General features: G+C 67.9%; 29 protein-coding genes and 1 riboswitch. Of the genes, 19 read left to right on the top strand and 10 right to left on the bottom strand.

The genetic code is table 11. From position 1 onward, the window contains the following. Nucleotides 1-24: 24 nt before the first annotated feature. From fsa to QPR87_RS13730, 4 genes are all read left to right on the top strand, one after another. Entirely contained in the window at nt 25-678 is a 654-nt protein-coding gene (fsa, locus tag QPR87_RS13745) for a fructose-6-phosphate aldolase (protein WP_104491449.1), read from the top strand. Further along, a complete protein-coding gene (locus QPR87_RS13740) occupies nt 678-1,388 on the top strand; it encodes a DUF484 family protein (RefSeq protein ID WP_011748780.1) in 711 nt (236 codons plus the stop codon). Before fsa ends, QPR87_RS13740 begins: the two co-directional genes overlap by 1 nt. Further along, nucleotides 1,385-2,323, top strand: a complete 939-nt coding sequence (locus QPR87_RS13735) for a tyrosine recombinase XerC (RefSeq protein ID WP_285049884.1) — start codon at nt 1,385-1,387, stop codon at nt 2,321-2,323. The genes QPR87_RS13740 and QPR87_RS13735 overlap by 4 nt, the downstream gene beginning before the upstream one ends. Nucleotides 2,324-2,488: 165 nt before the next feature. Then, entirely contained in the window at nt 2,489-3,247 is a 759-nt protein-coding gene (locus QPR87_RS13730; RefSeq protein ID WP_285049883.1) for a TSUP family transporter, read from the top strand. 36 nt (nt 3,248-3,283) lie between these two features. Here the strand turns inward: QPR87_RS13730 and QPR87_RS13725 are convergent, their stop codons facing one another. Continuing rightward, nucleotides 3,284-4,270 carry an asparaginase gene (locus QPR87_RS13725; protein ID WP_011748783.1) on the bottom strand — a complete coding sequence of 329 codons (987 nt, stop codon included), beginning with the start codon at nt 4,268-4,270 and terminating at the stop codon, nt 3,284-3,286. Nucleotides 4,271-4,421: 151 nt separating this feature from the next. Between QPR87_RS13725 and QPR87_RS13720 the strand changes: the two genes are divergently transcribed. The 6 genes from QPR87_RS13720 to QPR87_RS13695 all read left to right on the top strand — a co-directional run bounded on the left by QPR87_RS13720 (nt 4,422) and on the right by QPR87_RS13695 (nt 11,104). Beyond that, entirely contained in the window at nt 4,422-4,949 is a 528-nt protein-coding gene (locus QPR87_RS13720; RefSeq protein WP_011748784.1) for an invasion associated locus B family protein, read from the top strand. Between the two features lie 105 nt (nt 4,950-5,054). Further along, nucleotides 5,055-6,230 carry a dual-specificity RNA methyltransferase RlmN gene (rlmN, locus tag QPR87_RS13715; protein ID WP_011748785.1) on the top strand — a complete coding sequence of 392 codons (1,176 nt, stop codon included), beginning with the start codon at nt 5,055-5,057 and terminating at the stop codon, nt 6,228-6,230. 218 nt (nt 6,231-6,448) lie between these two features. Next, on the top strand, nt 6,449-7,972 hold the full coding sequence (gpmI, locus tag QPR87_RS13710) for a 2,3-bisphosphoglycerate-independent phosphoglycerate mutase (protein WP_285049882.1): 1,524 nt from the start codon (nt 6,449-6,451) through the stop codon (nt 7,970-7,972). After that, on the top strand, nt 7,969-9,204 hold the full coding sequence (locus tag QPR87_RS13705; RefSeq protein WP_285049881.1) for a murein hydrolase activator EnvC family protein: 1,236 nt from the start codon (nt 7,969-7,971) through the stop codon (nt 9,202-9,204). Before gpmI ends, QPR87_RS13705 begins: the two co-directional genes overlap by 4 nt. Then, on the top strand, nt 9,201-10,616 hold the full coding sequence (locus QPR87_RS13700; RefSeq protein WP_285049880.1) for a S41 family peptidase: 1,416 nt from the start codon (nt 9,201-9,203) through the stop codon (nt 10,614-10,616). The genes QPR87_RS13705 and QPR87_RS13700 overlap by 4 nt, the downstream gene beginning before the upstream one ends. Then, nucleotides 10,613-11,104, top strand: a complete 492-nt coding sequence (locus QPR87_RS13695) for an RNA pyrophosphohydrolase (protein WP_011748789.1) — start codon at nt 10,613-10,615, stop codon at nt 11,102-11,104. Before QPR87_RS13700 ends, QPR87_RS13695 begins: the two co-directional genes overlap by 4 nt. 90 nt (nt 11,105-11,194) lie before the next feature. Here QPR87_RS13695 and QPR87_RS13690 read toward each other — a convergent pair whose 3' ends face one another. Further along, complete coding sequence (locus tag QPR87_RS13690) at nt 11,195-12,448, bottom strand: lytic murein transglycosylase (protein WP_285049879.1); 1,254 nt, start codon at nt 12,446-12,448, stop codon at nt 11,195-11,197. Between the two features lie 88 nt (nt 12,449-12,536). Continuing rightward, complete coding sequence (locus QPR87_RS13685; protein ID WP_285049878.1) at nt 12,537-12,854, bottom strand: DUF8846 family protein; 318 nt, start codon at nt 12,852-12,854, stop codon at nt 12,537-12,539. Between the two features lie 56 nt (nt 12,855-12,910). On the opposite strand from QPR87_RS13685, the gene QPR87_RS13680 reads away from it, so the two are divergent. Continuing rightward, nucleotides 12,911-13,381, top strand: a complete 471-nt coding sequence (locus QPR87_RS13680) for a YbaK/EbsC family protein (RefSeq protein WP_285049877.1) — start codon at nt 12,911-12,913, stop codon at nt 13,379-13,381. A 44-nt stretch (nt 13,382-13,425) separates the two neighbouring features. Here QPR87_RS13680 and QPR87_RS13675 read toward each other — a convergent pair whose 3' ends face one another. Further along, the gene (locus tag QPR87_RS13675; protein ID WP_011748793.1) at nt 13,426-13,677 is read right to left on the bottom strand and encodes a GlsB/YeaQ/YmgE family stress response membrane protein; all 252 of its coding nucleotides are present in this window, start codon (nt 13,675-13,677) and stop codon (nt 13,426-13,428) included. A 104-nt stretch (nt 13,678-13,781) separates the two neighbouring features. Further along, nucleotides 13,782-14,606, bottom strand: coding sequence for a 2,3,4,5-tetrahydropyridine-2,6-dicarboxylate N-succinyltransferase (dapD, locus tag QPR87_RS13670; protein ID WP_011748794.1), 825 nt, complete (start codon nt 14,604-14,606; stop codon nt 13,782-13,784). Nucleotides 14,607-14,698: 92 nt separating this feature from the next. Here dapD and QPR87_RS13665 point away from each other — a divergent pair, with 92 nt between their 5' ends. Continuing rightward, nucleotides 14,699-15,526 (top strand): LOG family protein, encoded by an 828-nt coding sequence (locus QPR87_RS13665; RefSeq protein WP_041529973.1) that lies wholly within the window; start codon nt 14,699-14,701, stop codon nt 15,524-15,526. 218 nt (nt 15,527-15,744) lie between these two features. Here the strand turns inward: QPR87_RS13665 and QPR87_RS13660 are convergent, their stop codons facing one another. The 4 genes from QPR87_RS13660 to QPR87_RS13645 all read right to left on the bottom strand — a co-directional run bounded on the left by QPR87_RS13660 (nt 15,745) and on the right by QPR87_RS13645 (nt 17,620). Then, nucleotides 15,745-16,272 carry a hypothetical protein gene (locus QPR87_RS13660; protein ID WP_285049876.1) on the bottom strand — a complete coding sequence of 176 codons (528 nt, stop codon included), beginning with the start codon at nt 16,270-16,272 and terminating at the stop codon, nt 15,745-15,747. Between the two features lie 112 nt (nt 16,273-16,384). Then, nucleotides 16,385-16,852, bottom strand: a complete 468-nt coding sequence (gene rlmH, locus QPR87_RS13655) for a 23S rRNA (pseudouridine(1915)-N(3))-methyltransferase RlmH (RefSeq protein ID WP_011748797.1) — start codon at nt 16,850-16,852, stop codon at nt 16,385-16,387. A gap of 3 nt (nt 16,853-16,855) precedes the next feature. Beyond that, nucleotides 16,856-17,254, bottom strand: coding sequence for a ribosome silencing factor (gene rsfS, locus QPR87_RS13650; protein WP_086000147.1), 399 nt, complete (start codon nt 17,252-17,254; stop codon nt 16,856-16,858). Nucleotides 17,255-17,386: 132 nt separating this feature from the next. Beyond that, nucleotides 17,387-17,620 (bottom strand): hypothetical protein, encoded by a 234-nt coding sequence (locus QPR87_RS13645; RefSeq protein WP_011748799.1) that lies wholly within the window; start codon nt 17,618-17,620, stop codon nt 17,387-17,389. A gap of 295 nt (nt 17,621-17,915) precedes the next feature. On the opposite strand from QPR87_RS13645, the gene leuC reads away from it, so the two are divergent. Beyond that, the gene (gene leuC, locus QPR87_RS13640) at nt 17,916-19,352 is read left to right on the top strand and encodes a 3-isopropylmalate dehydratase large subunit (protein ID WP_285049875.1); all 1,437 of its coding nucleotides are present in this window, start codon (nt 17,916-17,918) and stop codon (nt 19,350-19,352) included. A 17-nt stretch (nt 19,353-19,369) separates the two neighbouring features. On the opposite strand, the gene QPR87_RS13635 is transcribed toward leuC, so the two are convergent. Further along, nucleotides 19,370-19,975: a hypothetical protein gene (locus QPR87_RS13635; RefSeq protein ID WP_285049874.1), complete on the bottom strand. Its 606-nt coding sequence runs from the start codon at nt 19,973-19,975 to the stop codon at nt 19,370-19,372. Nucleotides 19,976-20,046: 71 nt separating this feature from the next. Between QPR87_RS13635 and leuD the strand changes: the two genes are divergently transcribed. From leuD to bluB, 6 genes are all read left to right on the top strand, one after another. After that, nucleotides 20,047-20,652 carry a 3-isopropylmalate dehydratase small subunit gene (gene leuD / locus QPR87_RS13630; protein WP_104491439.1) on the top strand — a complete coding sequence of 202 codons (606 nt, stop codon included), beginning with the start codon at nt 20,047-20,049 and terminating at the stop codon, nt 20,650-20,652. Further along, nucleotides 20,643-21,695, top strand: a complete 1,053-nt coding sequence (locus QPR87_RS13625; protein ID WP_285049873.1) for an endonuclease/exonuclease/phosphatase family protein — start codon at nt 20,643-20,645, stop codon at nt 21,693-21,695. Before leuD ends, QPR87_RS13625 begins: the two co-directional genes overlap by 10 nt. Nucleotides 21,696-21,740: 45 nt before the next feature. Beyond that, nucleotides 21,741-21,945, top strand: a riboswitch (cobalamin riboswitch). 37 nt (nt 21,946-21,982) lie between these two features. Next, nucleotides 21,983-22,159: a CbtB domain-containing protein gene (locus QPR87_RS13620; protein WP_285049872.1), complete on the top strand. Its 177-nt coding sequence runs from the start codon at nt 21,983-21,985 to the stop codon at nt 22,157-22,159. Nucleotide 22,160: 1 nt separating this feature from the next. Continuing rightward, on the top strand, nt 22,161-22,859 hold the full coding sequence (locus QPR87_RS13615; protein WP_285049871.1) for a CbtA family protein: 699 nt from the start codon (nt 22,161-22,163) through the stop codon (nt 22,857-22,859). A gap of 69 nt (nt 22,860-22,928) precedes the next feature. Further along, nucleotides 22,929-23,462, top strand: a complete 534-nt coding sequence (locus tag QPR87_RS13610) for a hypothetical protein (protein WP_285049870.1) — start codon at nt 22,929-22,931, stop codon at nt 23,460-23,462. After that, nucleotides 23,462-24,085, top strand: a complete 624-nt coding sequence (bluB, locus tag QPR87_RS13605; protein ID WP_285049869.1) for a 5,6-dimethylbenzimidazole synthase — start codon at nt 23,462-23,464, stop codon at nt 24,083-24,085. Before QPR87_RS13610 ends, bluB begins: the two co-directional genes overlap by 1 nt. Nucleotides 24,086-24,088 lie beyond the last annotated feature (3 nt).

The raw sequence follows: 24,088 nt of genomic DNA, 5'->3' as shown, positions 1-24,088 counted from the left end.
AAACCGCAAGAAGGGCTTCCCCGCATGAAATTCTTTGTCGATACCGCCGACGTCGCCGCCATCCGCGAGCTGAACGACCTTGGAATGGTGGACGGCGTCACCACCAACCCGTCGCTGATCCTGAAATCGGGCCGCGACATCCTTGAGGTCACCAAGGAAATCTGCGACATCGTCGAGGGCCCGGTCAGCGCCGAAGTCGTCGCAAGCAAGGCCGAGGACATGATCCGCGAGGGCGAGCATCTGGTGAAGATCGCCCCGAACATCACCGTCAAGGTGCCGCTGACCTGGGACGGGCTCAGGGCCTGCAAGGTGCTGTCGTCGCAGGGACACAAGGTCAACGTGACGCTGTGCTTCTCGGCCGCGCAGGCGATCCTGGCCGCCAAGGCCGGCGCCACCTTCATCAGCCCCTTCATCGGCCGGCTCGACGACATCAACTTCGACGGCATGGAACTGATCGCCCAGATCCGCGAGATCTATGACAATTACGACTTCCAGACCCAGATCCTGGCGGCCTCGATCCGCTCGGTGAACCACATCACCGACGCCGCCCGCATCGGCGCCGACGTGATTACCGCGCCGCCCGCCGTCATCAAGGCGATGGCGAATCACGTGCTGACCGACAAGGGCCTGGAACAGTTCAACGCAGACTGGGCCAAGACCGGGCAGAAGATCGTCTGATGAGCCAGGAGCCCGCGGCCGAACTGACCGAGGAGATCCGCGCCCGGCTGCTTGCCCGGCCCGAGCTCATCCTCTCCGACCGCGACCTGATGCGCGCGCTGATCGGCGCGCGCGAGGCCGAGGTGGGCGAGAACGTCATCGACATCCGCGGCCGCGCCATGCAGGCGCTGGAATCGCGGCTCGACCGGCTGGAGGCCGCGCATGAATCGGTGATCTCGGCCGCCTATGACAACCAGTCGGGGATGAACACCATCCACCGCGCCGTGCTGTCCCTGCTGGAACCGATGGATTTCGAGGAGTTCCTGGAAAACCTCGACATCGCGGTCGCGCCGATCCTGCGGGTGGAAACCTTGCGGCTGGTGATGGAATCGGGCGGTGCGATACCCGAGCCGGAAGACGGCGGCCCGCTGGTGATCGCCCCCGCCGGCACGGTGGCCGGGCTGATCTCGGGCGGGCGGCGGATGCCGCGCGGCGACGACATCGTGCTGCGCCGCGCCGTGCCCGAGACCCTGCCCTTTCATGGCGAGGCCCGGGCCCCGATCCGCTCCGAGGCGCTCTTGCCCATCGACCTCGGCCCCGGCCGCTTCCCGGCGCTGCTGCTCATGGGTTCGGCCGATATCGGGCGCTTCAACCCCGCCCAGGGCACGGATCTCCTGCGCTTCTTCGGCCAGGCGTTCCGGCTGGTGCTGATTTCCTGGCTCAGGAAATGACCGGCGGGGCCGAGCTTTTGGCGCTGGCCCCGGCCATGGCCGACAATCTCGAGCGTTGGCTGGCCAGCGAGCGGGCGGCGCGCGACCGCTCGGACCACACGATCCGCGCCTATCAGGCCGACCTGCTGGCCTTCCTGACCTTCCTCGGCAGCTATCACGGCACGCCCGCCCTGCCCGCGACGCTGGCCGGGCTGACGCAGACCGACATGCGCGCCTTTGCCGCCGCCGAGCGCGGGCGGGGGCTTTCGGCCCGCTCGCTCGCGCGGAGGCTCTCGGCCACACGCAGCTTCATCCGCTGGATGTCGGACCGGCACGGCTTCGACGCTTCCAGGGCGCTCGCCTCGCGCGGGCCGAAATACACCCGCTCGCTGCCTCGCCCGCTGGCGCCGGAACAGGCGCAGGACGTGCTGGAAATCGCCGGCAGCACCCATCCCGAAGCCTGGATCGCGGCCCGCGACGCGGCGGTGCTGACGCTGCTCTGGGGCTGCGGGCTGCGCATCTCCGAGGCGCTGGGGCTGAACGGCGCCGACTGGCCGCTGCGCGAGGCGCTGACCATCCGCGGCAAGGGCGGGCGCGAAAGGCAGGTGCCGGTCCTGCCCATCGCGCGCGAGGCCATCGCCGATTACCTGCGCCTCTGCCCCTATCCGCTGCAAGCCAAGGCCCCGCTGTTTCGCGGCGCCCGCGGCGGCCGGCTCAGCCCGACGCTGATCTCGGGCGCGATGCGACAGGCGAGACAGGTGCTGGGCCTGCCGCCGACCGCGACCCCGCATGCGCTGCGCCACTCCTTCGCCACGCATCTGCTGGCCGCAGGGGGCGATCTGCGCACGATCCAGGAACTCCTGGGCCATGCCAGCTTGTCCACGACCCAGGTCTATACCGGCGTGGACGACGCCCACCTGCTGGCAGTCTATCGCGCCGCCCACCCCCGCGCCTGAGCGCCTTCACCGTTTCCCCAATACCCATGCGGCACCCATGCAGCCGCGCGACCGGCACAGGCCGCGCCAGCCTCTCGCCAAGGTTTCTTCGTTCCCCAAATACTCATGCGACCCCACCGCCCGGGCCGGCTTTACATTTCCCGCACGGCCCCGCAAAGGGGCGGCATGTTCGAACTCTCCCTCGACCTCGTGCTGCTGCTGGCCGGCGCCGCATTCGCCGCCGGCTTCGTCGATGCCATCGCCGGCGGAGGCGGGTTGATCACCGTCCCCGCCCTGATGCTGGCCGGCCTGCCCCCGGCGCAGGCGCTGGCCACCAACAAGGTGCAGGGCGTCTTCGGTGCGGCGACTGCGGCGATCTCCTATGCCCGGCGCGGGTTGGTGGACCTGCGCCAGCAGACCGGCGCGGCGGCGGTGGCATTCGCGGCCGGGCTTTGCGGCGCGCTGCTGGTGACATGGCTCCCGGCGCAGGTGTTGCGCTATGGCTTGCCGGTGGTGCTGATCGGCATCGCCGCGTTCTTCGCCCTGCGACCGGGACTGGACGATACCGACCGCGTGCGCCGCATCGCCCCCGCGGCCTTTACCGCCACGGTCGTTCCCATCGTCGCCTTTTACGACGGGCTGGTCGGGCCGGGCACGGGTTCCTTCTTCATGCTGGGCTTCGTCATGCTGGCGGGCTACGGCATCCTCAAGGCAACGGCGCATACGAAGCTGCTGAACTTCGCCTCGAACCTGGGCGGGCTGGTCGCCTTTGCCGCTGTGGGCAAGCCGCTCTGGCTGGTCGGCGCAGTCATGGCACTGGCGCAGATCGGCGGCGCCATGCTGGGCGCACGACTGGCGATGCGAACCGGAGCGCGGGTCATCAAGCCGCTGCTGGTCGTGACCTCGACCGCACTGGCACTGCGGCTGATCTGGCAGCTTCTGTAAAGGACGAAACCTGGCCCAAGCCGCAACGGCCGCGTCTCAGCTTGGAAAACCCCCGGCGCGGCGCAGCTCGCCCGTGGCCAGCCCGCGCCAGTTGCGCAAGGGTCCGGTCAGGTATTTCTGCACCACCGGATGGCCTTCCTCCAGCAGCCCCAGATGCACCATCAGCGCGGTGATCGCCGCTTCGGCACCGCGCGTGCCGCCATCCGCGACCTTCAGCGCGATCCCCAGCCCCCGCTCGGGAACGATGCCGACAAAGACCGCCTCGGCCCCGGTCTTGACCGCGGCGCGACCCTTCATGGCGCGCATCAGCTCGGTGCAGGCCCGCCCTTCGCCGGCGACCAGATCTGGATGGGCCAGCATCGCCTCGACCAGGCGCCGCTGCGCGCGGCCCCGCACCCCGGCCCCCGGCTGGGCGAAGCCGGCCATGGCATGGGACAGCCCCTCGATCGTGCAGGCGAAATTCGGCGCCGAGCAACCGTCGATGCCCCAGCCGGTGGCGGTCTCGCCGGTCACCTCCTCGAAGGCGCGGCGCACGGCGCGCTGCACGGGATGATCGATCTCGACATATTCCGGGCCGGCCTTCATGTGCCGCTTGAGCGTCAGGAAGCCGGCATGCTTGCCCGAGCAGTTGTTGTGGATCTGGCAGGGGTTTTCGTCCGAACAGGTCAGCCGCTTGCGCTCGGCCGGGTCGTTGGGCATATGCGCGCCGCAGCGCAGGTCCTCCTCATCCAGCCCCAGGCCGGACAGCCAGGCCGCGACCCGCTCGGTATGGATGCGGGCGCCGTTATGGCTGGCGCAGGCCAGCGCCAGATGCTCGCTTCCCAGCCCCGCCGCATCGGCCGCGCCGCTCTCGACCAGCGGCAGCGCCTGCACCATCTTGCAGGACGAGCGCGGATAGATCACCGCACCCGGATCGCCCCAGGCCTCGACGATGCCGTTCGCATCCGAAATCACCACATGGCCCAGATGGGTGCTCTCGCGCATGCCGCCACGCCACAATTCGATGAGTCTGGCTGCGGTCATGGTCGCTTTTCCTCTGACAATCGCGCGATTTTCCGCGAACGGGGGTTTTTCACGGCTTCCTTTTCGCATTATCTTGCCGCCAGATGGTTGAAAACACCACCGTCATCGGCAACAAGCCGGAACAAACCGGACCATGGCAGGAGGCCAGAGCATGTTGAAATTCGCGCCGCGCGCCGCAGCGGCAGCCGCCGCACTCGCGATCGCCGCGTCTTCGCCGGTCCTGGCCCAGGACTCGACGAATGTAGTCGGGACCGAGGGCGACTGGACCGTCTTCTCGGCGAACAGCCCCAAGGAATGCTGGGCCGTGTCGGCACCGAAATCCACCCAGAACCTTGACGCGAGCGGCAAGCCCAAGGAGGTGACGCGCGGCGACATCCGGCTTTATGTCGCCTATCGCCCCGGCCAGTCGGGCGAGGTCTCGTTCTCGGGCGGCTATCCCTTCGCCCCGGATTCGGCGGTCGAGGTGAATATCGGCGGCAACGTCTTCAAGCTGTTCACCGAGGGCGAAAGCGCCTGGACCGGCTCGCCGGCCGACGACGCCAAGCTGGTCTCGGCGCTGCGCGCGGGCTCTTCGGCCGTGATCACCGGCCGCTCGGCGCGGGGCACGGTGACCAAGGACACCTTCAGCCTGTCCGGCATCACCGCCGCGACCAACAAGGCGCAGGCCGCCTGCAAATAGGCCGCACCTGCCGGAACCGATACGAACAGGGGCGCGAGCCCCTGTTTTCTTTTGGGCCGTCTTGCCCTATATAGGCCCATTGCCCCCTCGCCCGGACATCCAGCCATGAACGCCGCCCCGATCACCCAGGACCTGCTGACCATCCCGCGCAAGCTGCCCGAGACGGCAGGCAGGAACCTCGTCGGCCTGACCCGCGAGCAGCTGCACGAGGCGCTGATCCAGGCCGGCACGCCGGAAAGGCAGGCCAGGATGCGCGTGGGCCAGATCTGGCAATGGATCTATCACTGGGGCGTGCGCGATTTCGCGCAGATGACCAACCTGGCCAAGGACTATCGCGCCCTGCTGGCGGAAAACTTCGAGATCGCGCTGCCCGAGATCGTCACCCGCCAGATCAGCGCCGACGGCACCCGCAAATACCTGCTGCGCATCAGCGGCGGGCACGAGGTCGAGACCGTCTATATCCCCGAGGAGAACCGCGGCACGCTTTGCATCTCGTCCCAGGTGGGTTGCACGCTGACCTGCTCGTTCTGCCACACCGGCACGCAGAAGCTGGTGCGCAACCTGACGGCGGGCGAGATCGTCGGCCAGGTCATGGTCGCCCGCGACGACCTGGGCGAATGGCCCAAGCCCGGCGCGCCCAAGGACGAGACGCGACTGGTCTCGAACGTGGTGCTGATGGGCATGGGCGAGCCGCTCTACAATTTCGACAATGTCCGCGACGCGATGAAGGTGGTGATGGACGGCGAGGGCATCAGCCTGTCGCGCCGCCGGATCACGCTGTCGACCAGCGGCATCGTCCCCGAGATCGCCAAGACCGCCGAGGAGATCGGCTGCCTTCTGGCCGTCAGCTTCCACGCCACCACCGACGAGACCCGCGACAAGCTGGTTCCGGTGAACCGCAAGTGGAACATCGAGACACTGCTCAATGCGCTGCGCGAATATCCGCGCCTGTCGAACTCGGAACGCATCACCTTCGAATATGTCATGCTGGACGGGGTGAACGACAGCGACGAGGATGCGCGGCGGCTGGTCCGGCTGATCCGCGGCATCCCAGCCAAGGTGAACCTGATCCCCTTCAACGAATGGCCCGGCTCGCCCTATCGCCGCTCCGGCTGGGAGCGGATCGAGGCTTTCGCCGACATCGTCCACAAGGCCGGCTATGCCTCGCCCATCCGCACCCCGCGCGGCGAGGACATCATGGCCGCCTGCGGCCAGCTGAAATCCGCGACCGAGCGCGGCCGCAAGACCGCCGCCCAGATCGCCGCCGAGGCCCGCGCCTGAGGCTTTTCTGCAGGTGCTTGCGGCTTGGTCGCATGAGTATTTGAAGAACGAAGAAGCGTGGACGCGCGCCGAATGAAGCTTCTTCGTTCCACAAATACTCATGCAACGGCGCCACAAGCGGCACGCTGCGCCTTCACGAATCCGCCAGAACCCGTGGCGACCTTGCCCCGCGCGCCCCGCAGTCGTAGAAGCGTCGCGACCCGCGAAAGAGGTGCCGCATGACCCGCCCGAAACCCGTCGTCCTTTGCATCCTCGATGGCTGGGGCATTTCCTCGCGCCCCGAGCAGAGCGCGCCCGACCAGGCCAGGACGCCGAATTTCGACCGCCTGATGCGCGGCTGCCCGCATGGGACGCTGGTGACCTTCGGCCCGGATGTCGGATTGCCCAAGGGCCAGATGGGCAATTCCGAGGTCGGCCACACCAATATCGGCGCCGGCCGCATCGTGGCCATGGACTTGGGCCAGATCGACTTGGCCATCGAGGACGGCAGCTTCTACGAAAACGCCGCGCTGGGTGAGTTCATCCGCAAGCTCAAGGCCAGCGGCGGCACGGCGCATCTGATGGGCGTCGTCTCGGACGGCGGCGTACATGGCCATATCCAGCATGTCATCGCCGCCGCGCGTGCGGTGACCGACAAGGGCGTGCCGGTGGTGATCCATGTCGTCACCGACGGCCGCGACGTCCCGCCGCAATCGGCGATGGGCTTCGTCACCGAACTTCTGGGCGAATTGCCCGAGGCCGCGCGTATCGGCACCGTCGTCGGCCGCTATTACGCCATGGACCGCGACAACCGCTGGGAGCGCGTCGCCCGCGCCTATGCCGCCATGGTTCGCGCCGAAGGGCTGCCCGCCCCGGATGCGGCGCAGGCGGTGGCCGACGCCTATGCCCGCGGCGAGACCGACGAGTTCATCCAGCCCACCGTGGTCGAGGGCTATGCCGGCGCGAAGGATGGCGACGGCTTCTTCTGCCTCAATTTCCGCGCCGACCGCGCGCGCGAAATCCTGGCCGCCATCGGCCAGCCGGATTTCTCTGCCTTCGACACCGGCAGGCGGCCGGAATGGGCGGCGCTTCTGGGCATGGTCGATTACTCGACCAGCCATGACGAATACATGCAGGCCGCCTATCCCAAGCGGCAGGTGGTCAACACGCTGGGCGCCTGGGTCGCCGCCAGGGGCCTGCGCCAGTTCCGCCTGGCCGAGACCGAGAAATACCCGCATGTCACCTTCTTCCTGAACGGCGGCAAGGAGACCCCGGAAGAGGGCGAGGATCGCTTCATGCCGGCCAGCCCCAAGGTCGCCACCTATGACCTGGCGCCGGAGATGGCCGCGCCCGAGGTCAGCGCAAAACTGGTCGAGGCCATCGAGGCGGGCTACGACCTGATCGTGGTGAACTATGCCAACCCCGACATGGTCGGGCATACCGGCAGCCTGCCCGCCGCCATCCGCGCCTGCGAGGCGGTGGACAAGGGGCTGGGCATGATGCTGGAGGCATTGGAAAAGGCCGGCGGCGCCGCGGTGGTCATCGCCGATCACGGCAATTGCGAAACCACCATCGACCCCGAGACCGGCGGGCCGCATACCGCCCACACCACCAACCCGGTGCCGGTGATCGTCTTCGGCGGGCCCGAGGGTGCCAAGCTGCGCAACGGCCGGCTGGCCGATGTGGCGCCGACGGTGCTGGACCTGATGGGGCTGGACCTGCCGCCCGAAATGACCGGCACCTCGCTGATCGGGCGCGCATGAAACCCAGGCTGCTCCTGCCGGTGCTGGTGGCCTTTGCCATCGGCTCGATGGCCCCGGCCCAGCCGGCAGCGCCCGCGCAGGACGATTCGTCGCTGGGCCAGGCCGCGCAGGAGGCTGCCAGGGCCGCCGACATGCTGCGCGAGGCGGTGGGCCAGCTGGACGAGGCGCTGACCGAGGACGATCAGGTCGCCTCGCTGACCCGGATGATCCGTGCCTATGAACAGGGCATGGCGGCGCTGCGCGAAGGGCTGCGCCGCGCCGGCATCCGCGAGCAGGAGATCCGCGCCGAATTCGACGCCCGGCGCGAGCGGCTGGGCCGGGTGCTGGGGGTGATGACCTCGATGCAGAAATCGCCCGAGACCATGTTGCTCCTGCATCCCTCGGGGCCGGAATCCTCGGCCCGGGCGGGGATGATCCTGTCCTCGGTCGCGCCGGGGCTCGAAACCGAGGCGCGGGAGATGCAGCAGAAGCTGGAGGAGATCCGCACCGTGCGCGCGATCCAGCTGAGCGCGGCGAATACGCTGGCGCAGGGGCTGGACCAAGTGCAGGAGGCGCGGCGCCTGCTGGCCTCGGCGGTGACCGACCGCTCCAGCCTGCCGGTGCGTTTCGGCGAAGACCCGAAGGAGTTGACCGCGCTGGTGCAATCGGCCGACACGCTGGACGCCTTTGCCTCGGGCATCGTCGGCATGGAGCAGGATGTCGGCCCGCCCATGGCCGATTTCGAGGGCGCGCAGGGCAGCCTGGCGCTGCCGGTGCTGGGCCGCGTGCTGCGCCGCTATGACGAACCCGATGCCGCGGGGGTGCGCCGGCCGGGAATGGTGATCGCCACCTCGCCCGCCGCGCTGGTCACCACGCCCTGGCCGGCGACGATCCGCTATCGCGGCCCGCTGCTCGATTACGGCAATGTGATGATCGTTGAGCCCGCGCGCGGGTATCTGATGATATTTGCCGGACTGGCGCAGGTCTTCGGCGAGACGGGCGACGTGCTGGCCCTGGGCGAGCCGGTCGGGCTGATGGGCGGGCAGGAGCCGCCGGCGCAGGAGTTCGGCGCCGAGTTCGTCGCCAATGCCGCAGCCGGAGGCGGTGCTGGACAGACCGAGACACTCTATGTTGAACTCCGCAAGGGCAAGGAAACACTGGACCCGGCAGAATGGTTCGTGATGAATCCCATTGTCGGAGAGGCCACGGACGGGACAGGCCGCAACGCAACCGGGCAGGACGGAACTGAATGAAACATTATCTTCTGGCAGGGGCGATCGGCACGCTTGCGGGCATCACCGTCGCCACCCAATTCGCCGGCCCCTTGGTCGCGCAGGAAACGGGCAAGAACGCCTCGGTCTACGAACAGCTGGACCTGTTCGGCAACGTGTTCGAGCGCGTGCGCGCCGATTACGTCGAGCAGGTGGACGACAAGAAGCTGATCGAGGCGGCGATCAACGGCATGCTGACCTCGCTTGACCCGCACAGCTCGTTCCTGTCGGCCAAGGATTACGACGACATGCAGACCCAGACCCGCGGCAGCTTCGGCGGGCTGGGGATCGAGGTCGGGCAAGAGGACGGGCTGGTCAAGGTGATCTCGCCCATCGACGACACGCCCGCCGCCGAGGCCGGCGTGAAGGCCGGCGACTACATCACCCATGTGAACGGCGAATCGCTGATGGGCCTGACGCTGGACGAGGCGGTCGAGAAGATGCGCGGCCCGGTCGGCTCGGAAATCAAGATCACCATCCTGCGCGAGGGCGAGAAAGAGCCCTTCGACCTGACCATCACCCGCGACACGATCAAGCTGACCGTGGTCAAGACCCGGATCGAGGGTCATGCCGTGGTGCTGCGGATCTCCACCTTCAACGACGAAACCATGCAGACGCTGAAGACCGAGATGGCCAAGGCGATCAAGGACGCGGGCGGCATCGACAAGGTGACGGGCTTCGTGGTGGACCTGCGCAACAACCCGGGCGGGCTGTTGAACCAGGCCATCGAGGTGTCGGACGCCTTCCTCGACAAGGGCGAGATCGTCTCGACCCGCGGCCGCAAGCCCGAGGAAAGCGAACGCTGGAACGCCAAGACCGGCGATCTGGCGCAGGGCAAGCCGATGGTGGTGCTGATCAACGGCGGTTCTGCCTCGGCATCCGAGATCGTCACCGGCGCGTTGCAGGACCACCGCCGCGCCATCGTCGTCGGCACCAAGAGCTTCGGCAAGGGCTCGGTCCAGACGGTGATGCCGGTCACCTCCGACAGCGCCATCCGGCTGACCACGGCGCGCTATTACACGCCCTCGGGCCGCTCGATCCAGTCTCTGGGCATCCAGCCCGACATCATCGTCGAGCAGCCCACGCCGAAGCCGCAGGAGGAGGACGAGGCCGGCAAGCCCCGGACCGAATCGAAATTCCTGAACTCCGAGGCCGATCTGCGCGGCGCGCTGAACAACGATTCGATCAGCGACGAAGAGCGCAAGCAGATCGAGGAGGAGGCCAAGCAGGTCGAGGCCACCGCCAAGCTGCGCGAAGAGGATTATCAGCTGGCCTATGCCGTGGACATCCTCAAGGGCCTGGCGGCGGTGGATTACCACGCCCAGGCGGTGCCGGAGGCCGCGAAACCCGCCAATACCGGCGAGGACGCGGCCCAGGGGGCGCAGGCGGAATGAGCGCGGATCTGCTGGGCCCCTCGGGCCTGCCTTACCGGCCTTGCGCCGGGGTGGTGCTGATCAACCCGGTGGGGCTGGTCTTTGCCGGGCAGCGCATCGACAATCCCGGCCCGGCCTGGCAGATGCCGCAAGGCGGCATCGACCGGGGCGAAAGCCCGCGCGAGGCGGCCCTGCGCGAACTGGTCGAGGAGACCGGCGTCACCCCCGACCTGGTCGATGTGCTGGCCGAGACGCCCGGCTGGGTGACCTATGACCTGCCGCCGGAACTGCTGGGCAAGGTCTGGAAGGGACGCTATGGTGGCCAGAAGCAGAAATGGTTCGCCATGCGCTTCCTGGGCGAGGATTCGGCAGTGCGGATCGCCACCGAGCACCCGGAATTCGAGCGTTGGCAATGGATGCGGGCGGCGGATCTGATCGACGGCATCGTGCCCTTCAAGCGCGATGTCTATGCCCGGGTTCTGAGCGATTTCCGCGAGATCCTGGCCTGAACGGCCGACGCCGCGCCTCGTGGCACGGGCGGAATGGGTATTTGGAAAACGGAAAGAGAGGCGGGGCGGCTATCGGGCCGCCCCCTTGTCTTAGCCGCGCAGCATGGCCAGCAGGCGGGTATCGGCATAGCCGTCGGGCGTCACGCCGCGCGAGCGCTGGAAGGCCCGGATCGCCTCGGTCGACTGGCTGCCCAGCTTGCCGTCCACCCCGCCGGTATCGAAGCCGCGCGCCATCAGCAGGCGCTGGATCTCGGCCTTTTCGTTGTTCGACAGCGTGCGATCGCCGCGCGGCCAGTTGCCCTGGATGCCGCGGCGGCCGGCGATGGCCTCGCCCAGATAGGCGACGGCCAGGGCATAGCTGTCGGAGGCGTTGTATTTCAGGATGGCGCGGAAGTTGTCGGTGATGAGGAAGGCCGGACCCCGCGCCCCCGCCGGGGCCAGGATGGAGCCCGAAGGCACCGGCGCGCCGCTGATCGTGCGCACCCCCATCGCCGCCCATTGGCTGCCTGAATGCTGCACCGACTTGCCGGACCGGTTGAAGTCGAAGCCCGGCGGCAGGATCACCTCGGCTCCCCAGGGCTGGCCGGGGCGCCAGCCGTTCTGGCGCAGGTAGCTGGCGGTCGAGGCCAGTGCATCGGTCGGATCGTTCGACCAGATGTCGCGGCGGCCGTCGCCGTTGAAGTCCACGGCATGGCTGAGGAAGGACGACGGCATGAATTGCGTATGCCCCATGGCCCCGGCCCAACTGCCGACCATATGGGCGCTGTCCACATCGCCGGACTGGATGATGCGCAGCGCCGCCACCAGCTCGCCGGCAAAGAATTCGCCGCGGCGGCCGTCATAGGCCAGCGTCGCCAGCGCCGGCACGATCCGGGTGTTGCCGCGATTGGCGCCGAAATTCGATTCCATGCCCCAGACCGCCAGCACGATCTCGCGCGGGACGCCGTAGCGCGCCTCGATGGCCGAGAGCGTGCCGGCATATTGCGCGGCCTTGGCGCGACCGGTTGCCCCGCGCGTGCCGATGGCACCGTCGAGGTATTCCCAGATCGGCTTGGTGAATTCGCTTTGCTTGCGGTCCAGCGCGACGATGCTGGGCTGGTAGTGCGCCCCGGCCATGGCGCTGTCGAACGTGCCGGGCGAGACGCCGGCCGCCAGTGCGCGCGGGCGGAAGCTTTGCACCCAGTTCTGGAAGCCCGCCTCGGAGCCCTGCCCGCCCGCCGTGGGCAATCCGCCGAAATTGCCGCCGCCGACGGCGCCCGGCGTGTGGTTCAGCGACACGCCGCAGCCTGCCAGGGCGATGGTCAGCACGGCCGAGGTCGCGATGCGGGAAATGCGTCTGGTCATTCTGCCTGTCCGTTCCGTTGCTCGTTTTGGGCTTTTGTTCTGGTTGCAGCCAGTCTAGCCCAGCATGGCGCGGCTGGATAGGGGCGGATCAGCCGTCCTCATCACCGTAAAGCGGCTCCATCTGGGCAACGATCACCGCGTTCTCCTCCAGCGCGCGGTCCATCAGGGCGCGCTCTTCCTCGGGGATCTCGTGGCCCTCGGCCAGCCGCTCGTCGATGCTGCCATGGCCGGTGACCTCGATGGGCGCAAGGCCGGCCTGCTTCAGGATGGCGACGGTTTCGCGCACCGCCTCTTCCTCGTCCTTGCCCGAGGCATAGCAGACCAGCGCCGCGCCGGTAGCGCCGTGGGGCAGGCCGTCATCGGCCGCGCGGCCGACTTCGACCAGAAGCGTATAGACCTGTTGCATGGCTTTCCCTTCGCCGCGATTTGGCGTCATATCGCCCGAAACGGACGGAGGTGACAATGAGCAAGAGCTTGCGCCGCGTGCAATCGGCGCTGGAGGCCGCGGGCCTCGCCGCACTGATCCGCGAGACCGACGACAGCGCGCGCACCGCCGAGGGCGCAGCGGCGGCGGTCGGCTGCGCGGTCGACCAGATCGCCAAGTCGATCATCTTTCGCGGCGAGGAATCCGGCCATGTCGTGCTGTTCCTGACCGCGGGCGGCAATCGCGTCGATCCGGCCAAGGCGACCGGGGTGGCGGGGCAGCGGTTAGGCAAGGCCGATGCGGACCTGATCCGGGCCGAGACTGGCTTTGCCATCGGCGGCGTCGCGCCGGTCGGGCATCTGCGCCCGATCGAGGCCTGGCTGGACCCGCGCCTGCTGGAATTCGACACGGTCTGGGCGGCGGCAGGCACCCCGCACCATGTCTTTGCCATCGCGCCCAGCGATCTGATTCGCATTACCGGCGCCCGCCAGGCGGATTTCACCGCCTGAACCGCCGGGCGGCAAAAGGGGCGGGAAAACCCGCCCCGGCTTCGCTATCCTGCCACTGCCCGGTAAAGCCAGATCAGCACCACCGCGCCGATCAGCCCGGCCACGCCCTGCGCCAGCCAACTGCCCGCCTGCGCATTCAGCCCGACGAGGCCCAGGAGCGCATTGCCGACCACCGCACCGACGATGCCGAGGATGACATTGAGGAAAATCCCCGTATCGGCCTTCATGATGCTGCTGGCGATCCAGCCCGCCAACCCGCCGACGACGATCGCGGCCAGCCAACCCAAACCCTGCATGTGAACCCTCCGATTGCAAGACGACATGCGGGGTGAACGCGCAAACGCGCCTTCGGTTCACGGCCGCATCACGCCCAGCTGCGCTGATGCGGCCATGCAACGGTTCAGTCGCGCAAAAGCTCGTTGATCGAGGTCTTGGAACGGGTCTGCGCATCGACGCGCTTGACGATCACCGCACAATACAGGTTCACACCGTTCTTCGAGGGCATCGAGCCGGCGACGACCACCGAACCCGCCGGAACCTCGCCATACATGACCTCGCCGGTCTCGCGGTCCACGATCTTGGTCGATTTTCCGATGAAGACGCCCATGCCCAGGACCGAGCCCTCGCGCACGATGCAGCCCTCGACCACCTCGGAACGGGCGCCGATGAAGCAATTGTCCTCGATGATGGTCGGGCCGGCCTGCATCGGCTCCAGCACGCCGCCGATGCCGACACCGCCCGACAGGTGCACGTTCTTGCCGATCTGCGCGCAAGAGCCGACGGTGGCCCAGGTATCAACCATGGTGCCCTCGTCGACATAGGCGCCCAGGTTCACGAAGCTGGGCATCAGCACCACGCCCTTGGCGATATAGGCCGAGCGGCGCACGACGCAGTTCGGCACGGCACGAAAGCCGGCGGCCTGCCATTGCGCCTCGCCCCAATGGGCGAACTTGCTGTCCACCTTGTCCCACCAGGTGCCGCCTTGCGGCCCGCCCATGTGGACCTCCATGTCCTTGAGGCGAAAGCCCAGCAGCACGGCCTTTTTCGCCCATTGGTTCACATGCCAGTCGCTGCCGCGCTTTTCGGCGACGCGCAGCACACCCTTGTCCAGCGCCTCCAGCGTGGCCTCGACGGCATCGCGCACCTCGCCCCTGGTGGCGGGGGTGATCTGGTCGCGGATCTCCCAGGCGGATTCGATGGCGGCTTCAAGGGCGTCATTCGACATGGTCTGGCCTCTCTCGGGTGGAAACTCTTGCCCAAGGGCTATAAGCCGAGGGGTGCGGCCGCGCAATGCGGCGGTTTCTGCCAGAGGATCGGATGACGGAACTTGACGAGCGCAGCCACCCGTTTCGCGACAGCCATCAGGACGTGGAGGCGGCGCGGACCATCCCCGACACGGCCCAGACGCGCGCGCCGGCCTATCGGCTGGCCTTTACCGATTCCGAATTCCTGCTGCGCGAGGAACTGCGCCCGGTGCGGTTGCAGCTCGAACTGCTGAAGCCGCAGATGATCATGGATGCGCGAGGCATCCGCTCGACCGTGGTGATGTTCGGCGGCGCCCGCATCCCCTCGCCCGACCGGCGCGAGGGCGCGCGCACGCCGGCGCTGGCCGCCCTGTCGCATTACTATGACGAGGCCCGGCGCTTTGCCCGGCTGATGACCGAACGCAGTCTGAAAAGCTATGGCGCCGAGGACGTGATCTGCACCGGCGGCGGTCCGGGGGTGATGGAGGCCGGCAACCTGGGCGCGCACGAAGCCGGGGGCGCCTCGATCGGCCTGTCCATCGTGCTGCCGCATGAACAGACGCCGAACGCCTATGTGACGCCGGACCTGTGCTTCAATTTCCACTATTTCGCCATTCGCAAGATGCATTTCCTGATGCGGGCCAAGGCGGTTACGGTCTTTCCGGGCGGCTTCGGCACCATGGACGAGATGTTCGAGGCGCTGACCCTGATCCAGACCGGCCGCATGAGGCGCATCCCCTTCATCCTGTTCGGGCCGGAATTCTGGCACAAGGTCATCAACTGGGAGGCGCTGGCCGAGGCCGGCACGATCAGCCCCGAAGATCTGGAGCTGATCAGCTTCGTCGAAAGCGCCGACGAGGCGGTCGAGATCATCGATAATTGGGTCGTACCCTGCCCCTGAGCGGGGCAGGCGCCGTTCTGGTGAGCGGGGCGAGGCGGCTCTGGACGAAGCTCCGGCCCCAGCCATTCCCCGCTCTGCCCATGCGCGGCGGTGTTTTGCGGATGCTTTTTCCGGCCATCGCCTTTTCGGAACCCCGGCCACGGCCGGGCAGGCTGGCCAAGGGCGTTCCATCGGCCCCGGCAACCCTGTCATCGGCGCCGAGCACATATTTGACCGGGTCATTTCGGCCACCAGGCGATGAAATCGCCCGCGACGATATTCGAGGACTGGTCACCGCCCTGCCGATCCGTCGCCGCCATGGCCTGCTGCGCCTGGGCGGCGCCGTAGCGATAGGTTGCATATGACAGCTCGGGCCGCATCTCGGGTTCGGGCTGGTCCTCGACCGCTTGAATCACGATGGTTCCCAGCTTCAGCGCGCGCTGGAACGCTTCGTCCTCGCCATAGATCGCGGTAAGGAACCTGATCACCCGGGCGCGAAACACGGCGCGATCCTGCGGACCATCGGGGTTGCTGGCCGTTCCCGGCATGCCCTCCCGCTCCGGCGTTGGGGGAGATTCTGCCCGCCGCGAATGGTCGACGCCCTCGCGGCCAAGCTGCATGTCCTTGTCGACCGCGTCTGCCTGCCCGACCGGAGGCACCTCGGGCCGGGCGCGGGCAAGGGTGGGACCGACGACCTCGACCTCTTGTGCCGCATGGGTGGCCGCGGGGCCGGTCCGGCTATGGATATGGTGAACGACTGGAATCATGGCGCACCCGGCGACTCGCGATCTGGATGCGCCCATCATAGCGGATGCCGGGCGGATTTCACCGCTCCCGCGCCGGATTTTTCCTTAAAATTTTAATAAATTTAATGGCTTGTCATTCCCGATGATAGGGGTTGCCGGCCAGGATGGTGGTGGCGCGATAGATCTGTTCGGCCAGCATGACCCGGACCAGCATATGCGGCCAGACCATGCGGCCGAAGCTGATCGCCAGATCGGCCCCGTCGCGCAGGCCGGGGTCGATGCCGTCCGCGCCGCCGATCACGAAGGCGACATCCCGCGCCTGATCGCGCCAGCCGGCGATCCGGGCCGCGAATTCGGGTGAGCTGAGCATCTGGCCGCGCTCGTCCAGCACCACCAGCGCGGCGCCCTGGGGAATAGCCCTGGCCAGCAGCGCCGCCTCGGCCACCATGCCGCCGCCACGCTTGTCCTCGACCTCGGCCAGCGTCACGGGCGGCAGGCCCAAGGCGCGGCCCGCCTTGGCGTGGCGGTCCAGATAATCGGCGATCAGCTTCGCCTCGGGGCCCTGCCGCAGCCGCCCGACCGCGGCAATGACCATGCGCATGGATCAGTTGCGGGGCGAGCCGGGCTGGTCGGCCGCATGTTCGGCGCGCAGCCGGTCAAGCGCGGCCGAACGCAGCGCGTCGGCGGGCATCCACATCTTTTCCAGCTGATAGAACTCGCGGACCTCGGGGCGGAAGACATGGACGATCACGTCGTCGGTGTCGATCAGCACCCAATCGCCGGTTTCCTTGCCCTCGATCCGGGCCGAGCGGCCGGTCTGCTCCTTCAGGCGCTCGACCAGCTTTTCGGCGATCGAGGCCACCTGGCGCGCGTTCCGGCCCGAGGCGATCACCATGTGATCGGCCATGGCCGAGCGGCCGCGCAGGTCGATGGTCACGACATCTTCGGCCTTGTCGTCGTCAAGAGAGGCAAGAATGCGGTCCAGTAGCTGATCGCTCGTCAGCCCGGATTCCGCGGTGGTCGCAGCCGGCGCAGAGGCCGGCGAGACGGTATTGGACAGGGTTCATCCTCCGGTCATCACGCCGATCTCCCCCGGCGCAGGGGCCTTATCAATGTAGCACGGAATCGCGCCCGCTCAATGCAGGCGCAGCGGATTTCTGGCCGCACCCCCCGCCGGACAGGCGGAAACCGGCAGATTTCCCCAGGGATCGGCGCATCTGACCTGCCCTTCGGCCCAGGCCAGATGCCGGCTTTCGACGCCCGCCATCTGCCGCGCCTGCTTGAGCGGCGTGTCGGCCACATGCACCGCCAGCGCGAAAACGGCCACGCAGATCAGCGGGATGGCCCGCAGGATGATGCGAATCAGCATGATCGGTCCCTTTCCTGTCCCTTGCACAGAAAATAGGGACCATTTCTCAACTTGGAATTAACAGAGCCGTGTGACGATATTGAATATGACGTGAAATCGACCTATTACTGCTGGCATGCGAGGATTCGTCTATTTCGACATTCATGACCGCGCCCGCCTGCCCGGCCGGTTCTACGGCGAAAGCCTGTCCGTCACCGCCCGACTTTGACGGGAACGGGCGCCTGCGCGCGCCCTGCCGCATGTTGCGGCGCCCCCTCCGCCCTTTCCCAGCTAGTCTTCCAGAAAAGAGACAGCCATGACCGGCAACACGAACGCGGGCGCGCCCCGCACCCTCTACGACAAGATCTTCGACGCCCATGTGGTCGAGCGTTCCGACGACGACACCTGCATCCTCTATATCGACCGGCACCTGGTGCATGAGGTGACTTCGCCCCAGGCATTCGAGGGGCTGCGCATGGCCGGGCGCAAGGTGCGCCGTCCCGACCAGACCATCGCGGTGCCGGACCACAACGTGCCGACCACGCCCGACCGCGTGAACGGCATCGAGAACCCCGAGGGCCGCATCCAGGTCGCCGAACTGGACAAGAACGCCCGCGAATTCGGGCTGAACTACTATCCGATGTCGGACATCCGGCAGGGCATCGTGCATATCGTCGGCCCCGAACAGGGCTGGACCCTGCCCGGCATGACCGTGGTCTGCGGCGACAGCCATACCGCGACGCATGGCGCCTTCGGCGCATTGGCGCACGGCATCGGCACCTCGGAAGTGGAACACGTCCTGGCCACCCAGACGCTGATCCAGAAGAAGTCCAGGAACATGAAGGTCGAGATCACCGGCAAGCTGCGCCCGGGCGTGACCGCCAAGGACATCACCCTGTCGGTGATCGGCGCGACCGGCACCGCCGGCGGCACCGGCTATGTCATCGAATATTGCGGCGAGGCGATCCGCGACCTGTCGATGGAAGGCCGCATGACCGTCTGCAACATGGCGATCGAGGGCGGCGCCCGCGCCGGCCTGATCGCCCCCGACGAAAAGACCTTCGAATACGTCAAGGGCCGCCCCCACGCCCCGAAGGGCGCCGCATGGGAGGCCGCGCTGGCCTGGTGGAAGACGCTGTTCAGCGACGAGGGCGCGCATTGGGACAAGGTCGTCACCATCCGCGGCGAGGATATCGCCCCGGTGGTGACCTGGGGCACCTCGCCCGAGGACGTGCTGCCGATCACCGGCAAGGTTCCCGCCCCCGAGGATTTCGAGGGCGGCAAGGTCGAGGCCGCGCGCCGCAGCCTGGACTACATGGGCCTGAAGCCCGGCACGCCGCTGAACGAGATCAGGATCGACGCGGTCTTCATCGGGTCCTGCACCAACGGCCGGATCGAGGACCTGCGCGCCGCTGCCGGGATCCTCAAGGGCCATAAGCTGGCGCCGGGCGTGCGCGGCATGGTCGTGCCCGGCTCGGGCCTCGTGCGCATGCAGGCCGAGGAAGAGGGTCTGGACAAGATCTTCATCGACGCGGGCTTCGAATGGCGCCTGGCCGGCTGCTCGATGTGCCTGGGCATGAACCCCGACCAGCTGGCACCGGGCGAACGCTGCGCCGCGACCTCGAACCGCAATTTCGAGGGGCGGATGGGCCGTGGCGGCCGCACGCATCTGATGTCGCCGGTGATGGCGGCGGCTGCGGGCATCAAGGGCCACCTGACCGACGTGCGCGAGTTGCTGGCGGAAACCGTCTGATGCTTGGGGCGGGGTCCTCAGCGGCCCCGCCGCCGCAGCAGCAGCAAGGCGTTGATCGCGATCAGCAGCAGCCCGGCATTCTCGAACCAGAAGTTGTACTTGATGTTCGCGAATTCGGCGTTGATGAGCCTGTCCACATGATGAAAACTCACCGCGCGCACCAGCACGAAACCGCAAAGCACGACCAGCCCCAGCAGGGCAAGGCCGTTGCGGCGCCTGTGCCCGCGCAGGGCCTTCGTCGTCCAGGACAGCACGATCACCATGCCCAGCACCATCCCGGCGATGAAGGCCAGTTGCACCAGCTGACGCTTGTCATACCAGCCTTGCGCCCGGGCCATGCAGCGCCCGGTGACGATCAGCGCGGTTTGCAGGTCCAGTTGCTTGTTCAGCGCCAGAAAGGCCATCAGCCCGGCGATCGCCAGCCACAGTCCGCGCGCCGCGCCGGCCGGACGGCAGTGCAGCACCTTTACCGCCAGGAACAGGCAGACAAGATACGAGAGCACCGTCAGCCAGCCGGTGATCTCGGGGTCGCCGATCTGCGGCGTCCAGTCGCGCGCGATGCAGGCGCGCAGGGCGGCGAAGCTCGAAAACCCGAAAAGCATCAGCAAGACCCGCATGGCCATGGCGCAAGGCGCCGCTCGGGTCTCGGTTAACGGGCGCGCGCGCGCCAAGTCAATTCTGCGAGGATCAAGACATGGACAAGTTCACCACACTGACCGGAATCGCGGCACCCATGCCGCTGGTCAACATCGACACCGACATGATCATCCCGAAACAGTTCCTGAAGACGATCCATCGCTCGGGTCTGGGCAAGAACCTGTTCGACGAGATGCGCTACAATCCCGACGGCTCCGAGATCCCCGATTTCGTGCTGAACCAGCCGGCCTACCGGGAATCGCAGATTATCGTCGCCGGCGACAATTTCGGCTGTGGTTCGTCGCGCGAGCACGCGCCCTGGGCCCTGCTGGATTTCGGCATCCGCTGCGTGATCTCCACCAGTTTCGCCGACATCTTCTACAACAACTGCTTCAAGAACGGCATCCTGCCCATCGTCATGCCGCAAGAGGTCGTGGACCTGCTGATGGAGGACGCGAAGAAGGGCGCCAACGCCCGCATGACCGTCGATCTGGAAAACCTGACCGTGACCACCTCGGACGGGCAGAGCTTCCCCTTCGAGCTGGACCCGTTCCGCCGCCACTGCCTGCTGAACGGGCTGGACGATATCGGCCTGACCATGGAGAAGGCAGGCGCCATCGACACCTATGAGGCGCAGATGGCCCAGAGCCGGCCTTGGGTGTAAGGGCGCTTGCCGGGGCGGCGCTGCTTGCCGCCCTTGGCCTTGCCGCCCATGCCGATCCCCTGCGGATCGCCACCTACAGCCCCGACCTGTCGCGCGACGGGCCGGGGCTTTTGTTGCGCGACCTCGGCCGCAAGGATGCGCAGATCGAGGCGGCGATCCGGGTCGTCGCCGAGACCCGGCCCGACATCCTGCTGCTGACCAAATTCGACTGGGATTACGAGGGTCGCGCGCTGGACGCCTTTGCCGCAAGGCTGGCCGAGGCCGGGCTGGACTATCCGCACCGTTTCGCCGCCCGGCCCAATTCCGGCATGGCGACCGGGCTGGACCTGAACGCCGACGGGCGGCTGGGCACGGCCGACGATGCGCAGGGCTTCGGCACATTCTCGGGCCAAGGCGGCATGGCGATCCTGTCGCGCCACCCCATCGGGCCGGTGACGGATCACACGGATTTCCTGTGGCGCGACCTGCCCGGCCACCTGATGCCGCCACTGCCCGAGGATGTCGTGGCGATCCGCCGCCTGTCCTCGACCGCGCATTGGGACGCGGTGGTCACGGTCGCGGATCGGCCGCTGCATCTGCTGGGCATGTCCGCGACGCCGCCGGTCTTCGACGGGCCCGAGGACCTGAACGGCCGGCGCAACCATGACGAACTGGCCTTCTGGCTGCATCACCTGCCCGACGGCCCCTTCGTGCTGGCCGGCAACCTGAACCTCGATCCCATGGACAGCGAGGGCCGGCCCGAGGCGCTGGCCCGGATCATGGCGCATGTCACAGACCCCCTGCCCCGCAGCCCCGGCGGCGCGGCGGCAAGGGGCGGCGTCAACGACGGCCACAAGGGCGATCCGGCGCTGGATACCGGCGACTGGCCGGACGACAAGCCGCCGGGCAACCTGCGCGTCGATTACGTCCTGTCGGCCAAGGGGCTGAAGGTGCTGGGCTCGGGCGTGCTCTGGCCGGCCGACGGACCGCTGGCCGAGGCAGCGCTGGCGGCTTCGGCGCATCGGCTGGTCTGGGTCGACCTGGACTGGCCGCCCGCCCCCTAGGTCTCCGCCCCCCCGATTCCGCTTGCTGCCCGCACGACATCGCGGGTAACATATGCGTGTATCGGTGCCCCTTTCGGGGCCAAAAGGGAATGCGGTGCCGTCTCCGGCGTCTTGGGGACCAAATCCGCAGCCGCCCCCGCGACTGTAGGCGGAGAGCGGACGCCCATCGTGCCACTGGCCATCCGGCCGGGAAGGCGGGCGTCAGCCGTGACCCGCGAGCCAGGAGACCTGCCGATGCGTGAAACCGCAATGTCGTCGGGTTGGACGACCAAAGGAAAGGGTCGCAGATGACCGCAAAACCCATGACCGCCGCCGGCGCCAGCCGCGCCTCGGTGCTGTTTCCTGCCGTGGGCGCATTCGCCATCGGCTTCGGGCTGATCTTCATGTCCGGGCTGGTGCAGGCCGAGACCCTGCATGACGCCGCCCATGACGTGCGTCACGCGACCGGCTTCCCCTGTCACTGACATGTTCTCGCGCATTCTGACCAGCGGATTGATCGCTGGCGCTGTAACGGGGCTGATTGCCGCCCTGTTGCAGCTTTGGTTCGTGCAGCCCGTGCTGCTGCATGCCGAGCTGTACGAATCCGGCCAACTGGCGCATTTCGGTGCCGAAACCGTCAGCGCGCATCAGGATCCGGGACCGTTCGAATGGACCCGCAACATGCTTTCGGTCCTGTTCACCATGATGGTCTATGCCGGCTACGGGCTGATGCTGGTGGCGCTGATGGCGGTTTCCGAATCGCAGGGCAATGCGGTCACCGCGCGGCAGGGGCTGCTTTGGGGGCTTGCGGGCTACCTGACCATGCAGCTTGCCCCCGCCTTCGGTCTTGCCCCCGAGGTGCCGGGCGTCGCCGCCGCCGATGTGCAGGTCCGCGCCATCTGGTGGCTGGGCACGGCGCTGGCCACTGGGCTTGCGCTGTGGCTGATCGCCTTTGGCAAGGGCTGGGCGGCCTGGGGCGTGGCGGTCGTGCTGATCCTGGCGCCGCATGTGATCGGCGCGCCGCAGCCCGACAGCTATGCCGGCCCGGTCCCGCCCGAGCTTTCGGCCGAGTTCGCCGGCCGCGCGCTGGGTGCCGGCGCCATGGCCTGGGTGCTTCTGGGCCTGCTGGCCGGCTGGTTCTGGCAGCGCGAAAGCCAAAGCGCGCCGGTTCCGCAAGCCGCCTGATCCGGGCCGCAACCCTTACGGCCGGGCGTGCATTCCGCGCCCGGCCTTTCCATGAAACGGGGAAAAGACATGGATCGCTCGATCCCGATGCTGCTGATCGGCCTGATCTTCGGCGGCGGCATGGGCTTTGTCATCGCCGCCGCCAACGGCATCACGCTGGACGGCCACGATCATGGCGCGCATGGCCATGGCGTGCAGGCCGCGGCGCATGACCACGGCCCTCCCATCGACCTGCCCGCCGGCAGCGCCACCGCCTCGGCCCGGCTGGAGCCCGACAGCACCGCAGGCTGGAACCTGTTCGTCGAAGCGCAGGGCTTCTGCTTTGCCCCCGAACATGCCGGGCTGGCCGATCGCAGCGGCGAGGGCCATGCGCATCTCTATCGCAACGGCACAAAGATCGCCCGGCTTTACGGCCCGGCCCATCACCTCGACATGCTCGTGCCCGGCGACCGGCTGCGGGTCGAATTGAACTCGAACGACCACCGCCCGCTGACCGTCGCCGGCCATCCGCTCGCCGTCGAGCTGACCGTGCCCGACCGCCCCATCGGCATCCGCGCCGGGGCCGAGGGCCTGCCCGACAGCGCCATCTGCGCGGCGCCGTAATGGAGTTCGGCGCTGAGGACCGGGCCGCACTGGAGCGCATCCTGCGATGGCGCCGCGACGTGCGGCATTTCCGCGACGACCCGATCCCCGAGCCGCTGCTGGACGAATTGCACGCGGCGATGGAACTGTCGCCCTCGGTCGGCAATGCCCGGCCCTGGCAGGTGATCCGGGTCGAAAGTCCGGCCCTGCGGGCCAAGATCCGCGCCGATTTCCTGCGCTGCAATGCCCAGGCCGCAGGCCGCTACCAGGGCCGGCAGCGGCAGGAATACGATGCGCTGAAGCTCGCCGGCCTGGACCATGCACCTGTCTGGCTGGCCGTCTTTACCCAGATCGACCCGTCCGAGGGCCACGGCCTGGGCCGCGCCACCATGCCGCAGACCCTGCGGCAGTCGACGGCCATGGCGATCCATGCGCTGTGGCTGGCGGCGCGGGTGCGCAACCTGGGCCTTGGCATGGTCTCGATCCTCGACCCCGCGCGGATCACGGCGCTGCTGCAAGCGCCGCAGGACTGGGAATTCTCGGCACTCATCTGCCTCGGCTGGCCCGAGTTCGCCGACGACACGCCGCTGCTGCACCGCACCGGCTGGCAGGAAAACATCGCGCGGGACTGGCAGCGGCGCTGAGCG

The organism is Paracoccus sp. SSJ (genome assembly GCF_030234105.1).
Lineage (GTDB): Bacteria > Pseudomonadota > Alphaproteobacteria > Rhodobacterales > Rhodobacteraceae > Paracoccus > Paracoccus denitrificans.
This window is presented reverse-complemented; position numbering and strand designations above follow the sequence as displayed.

Coding starts and splice junctions, on each gene's coding strand:
- fsa (WP_104491449.1), top strand. CDS start 25: ATGAAATTCTTTGTCGATACCGCCGACGTCGCCGCCATCCGCGAGCTG.
- QPR87_RS13740 (WP_011748780.1), top strand. CDS start 678: ATGAGCCAGGAGCCCGCGGCCGAACTGACCGAGGAGATCCGCGCCCGG.
- QPR87_RS13735 (WP_285049884.1), top strand. CDS start 1,385: ATGACCGGCGGGGCCGAGCTTTTGGCGCTGGCCCCGGCCATGGCCGAC.
- QPR87_RS13730 (WP_285049883.1), top strand. CDS start 2,489: ATGTTCGAACTCTCCCTCGACCTCGTGCTGCTGCTGGCCGGCGCCGCA.
- QPR87_RS13725 (WP_011748783.1), bottom strand. CDS start 4,270: ATGACCGCAGCCAGACTCATCGAATTGTGGCGTGGCGGCATGCGCGAG.
- QPR87_RS13720 (WP_011748784.1), top strand. CDS start 4,422: ATGTTGAAATTCGCGCCGCGCGCCGCAGCGGCAGCCGCCGCACTCGCG.
- rlmN (WP_011748785.1), top strand. CDS start 5,055: ATGAACGCCGCCCCGATCACCCAGGACCTGCTGACCATCCCGCGCAAG.
- gpmI (WP_285049882.1), top strand. CDS start 6,449: ATGACCCGCCCGAAACCCGTCGTCCTTTGCATCCTCGATGGCTGGGGC.
- QPR87_RS13705 (WP_285049881.1), top strand. CDS start 7,969: ATGAAACCCAGGCTGCTCCTGCCGGTGCTGGTGGCCTTTGCCATCGGC.
- QPR87_RS13700 (WP_285049880.1), top strand. CDS start 9,201: ATGAAACATTATCTTCTGGCAGGGGCGATCGGCACGCTTGCGGGCATC.
- QPR87_RS13695 (WP_011748789.1), top strand. CDS start 10,613: ATGAGCGCGGATCTGCTGGGCCCCTCGGGCCTGCCTTACCGGCCTTGC.
- QPR87_RS13690 (WP_285049879.1), bottom strand. CDS start 12,448: ATGACCAGACGCATTTCCCGCATCGCGACCTCGGCCGTGCTGACCATC.
- QPR87_RS13685 (WP_285049878.1), bottom strand. CDS start 12,854: ATGCAACAGGTCTATACGCTTCTGGTCGAAGTCGGCCGCGCGGCCGAT.
- QPR87_RS13680 (WP_285049877.1), top strand. CDS start 12,911: ATGAGCAAGAGCTTGCGCCGCGTGCAATCGGCGCTGGAGGCCGCGGGC.
- QPR87_RS13675 (WP_011748793.1), bottom strand. CDS start 13,677: ATGCAGGGTTTGGGTTGGCTGGCCGCGATCGTCGTCGGCGGGTTGGCG.
- dapD (WP_011748794.1), bottom strand. CDS start 14,606: ATGTCGAATGACGCCCTTGAAGCCGCCATCGAATCCGCCTGGGAGATC.
- QPR87_RS13665 (WP_041529973.1), top strand. CDS start 14,699: ATGACGGAACTTGACGAGCGCAGCCACCCGTTTCGCGACAGCCATCAG.
- QPR87_RS13660 (WP_285049876.1), bottom strand. CDS start 16,272: ATGATTCCAGTCGTTCACCATATCCATAGCCGGACCGGCCCCGCGGCC.
- rlmH (WP_011748797.1), bottom strand. CDS start 16,852: ATGCGCATGGTCATTGCCGCGGTCGGGCGGCTGCGGCAGGGCCCCGAG.
- QPR87_RS13645 (WP_011748799.1), bottom strand. CDS start 17,620: ATGCTGATTCGCATCATCCTGCGGGCCATCCCGCTGATCTGCGTGGCC.
- leuC (WP_285049875.1), top strand. CDS start 17,916: ATGACCGGCAACACGAACGCGGGCGCGCCCCGCACCCTCTACGACAAG.
- QPR87_RS13635 (WP_285049874.1), bottom strand. CDS start 19,975: ATGGCCATGCGGGTCTTGCTGATGCTTTTCGGGTTTTCGAGCTTCGCC.
- leuD (WP_104491439.1), top strand. CDS start 20,047: ATGGACAAGTTCACCACACTGACCGGAATCGCGGCACCCATGCCGCTG.
- QPR87_RS13620 (WP_285049872.1), top strand. CDS start 21,983: ATGACCGCAAAACCCATGACCGCCGCCGGCGCCAGCCGCGCCTCGGTG.
- QPR87_RS13615 (WP_285049871.1), top strand. CDS start 22,161: ATGTTCTCGCGCATTCTGACCAGCGGATTGATCGCTGGCGCTGTAACG.
- QPR87_RS13610 (WP_285049870.1), top strand. CDS start 22,929: ATGGATCGCTCGATCCCGATGCTGCTGATCGGCCTGATCTTCGGCGGC.
- bluB (WP_285049869.1), top strand. CDS start 23,462: ATGGAGTTCGGCGCTGAGGACCGGGCCGCACTGGAGCGCATCCTGCGA.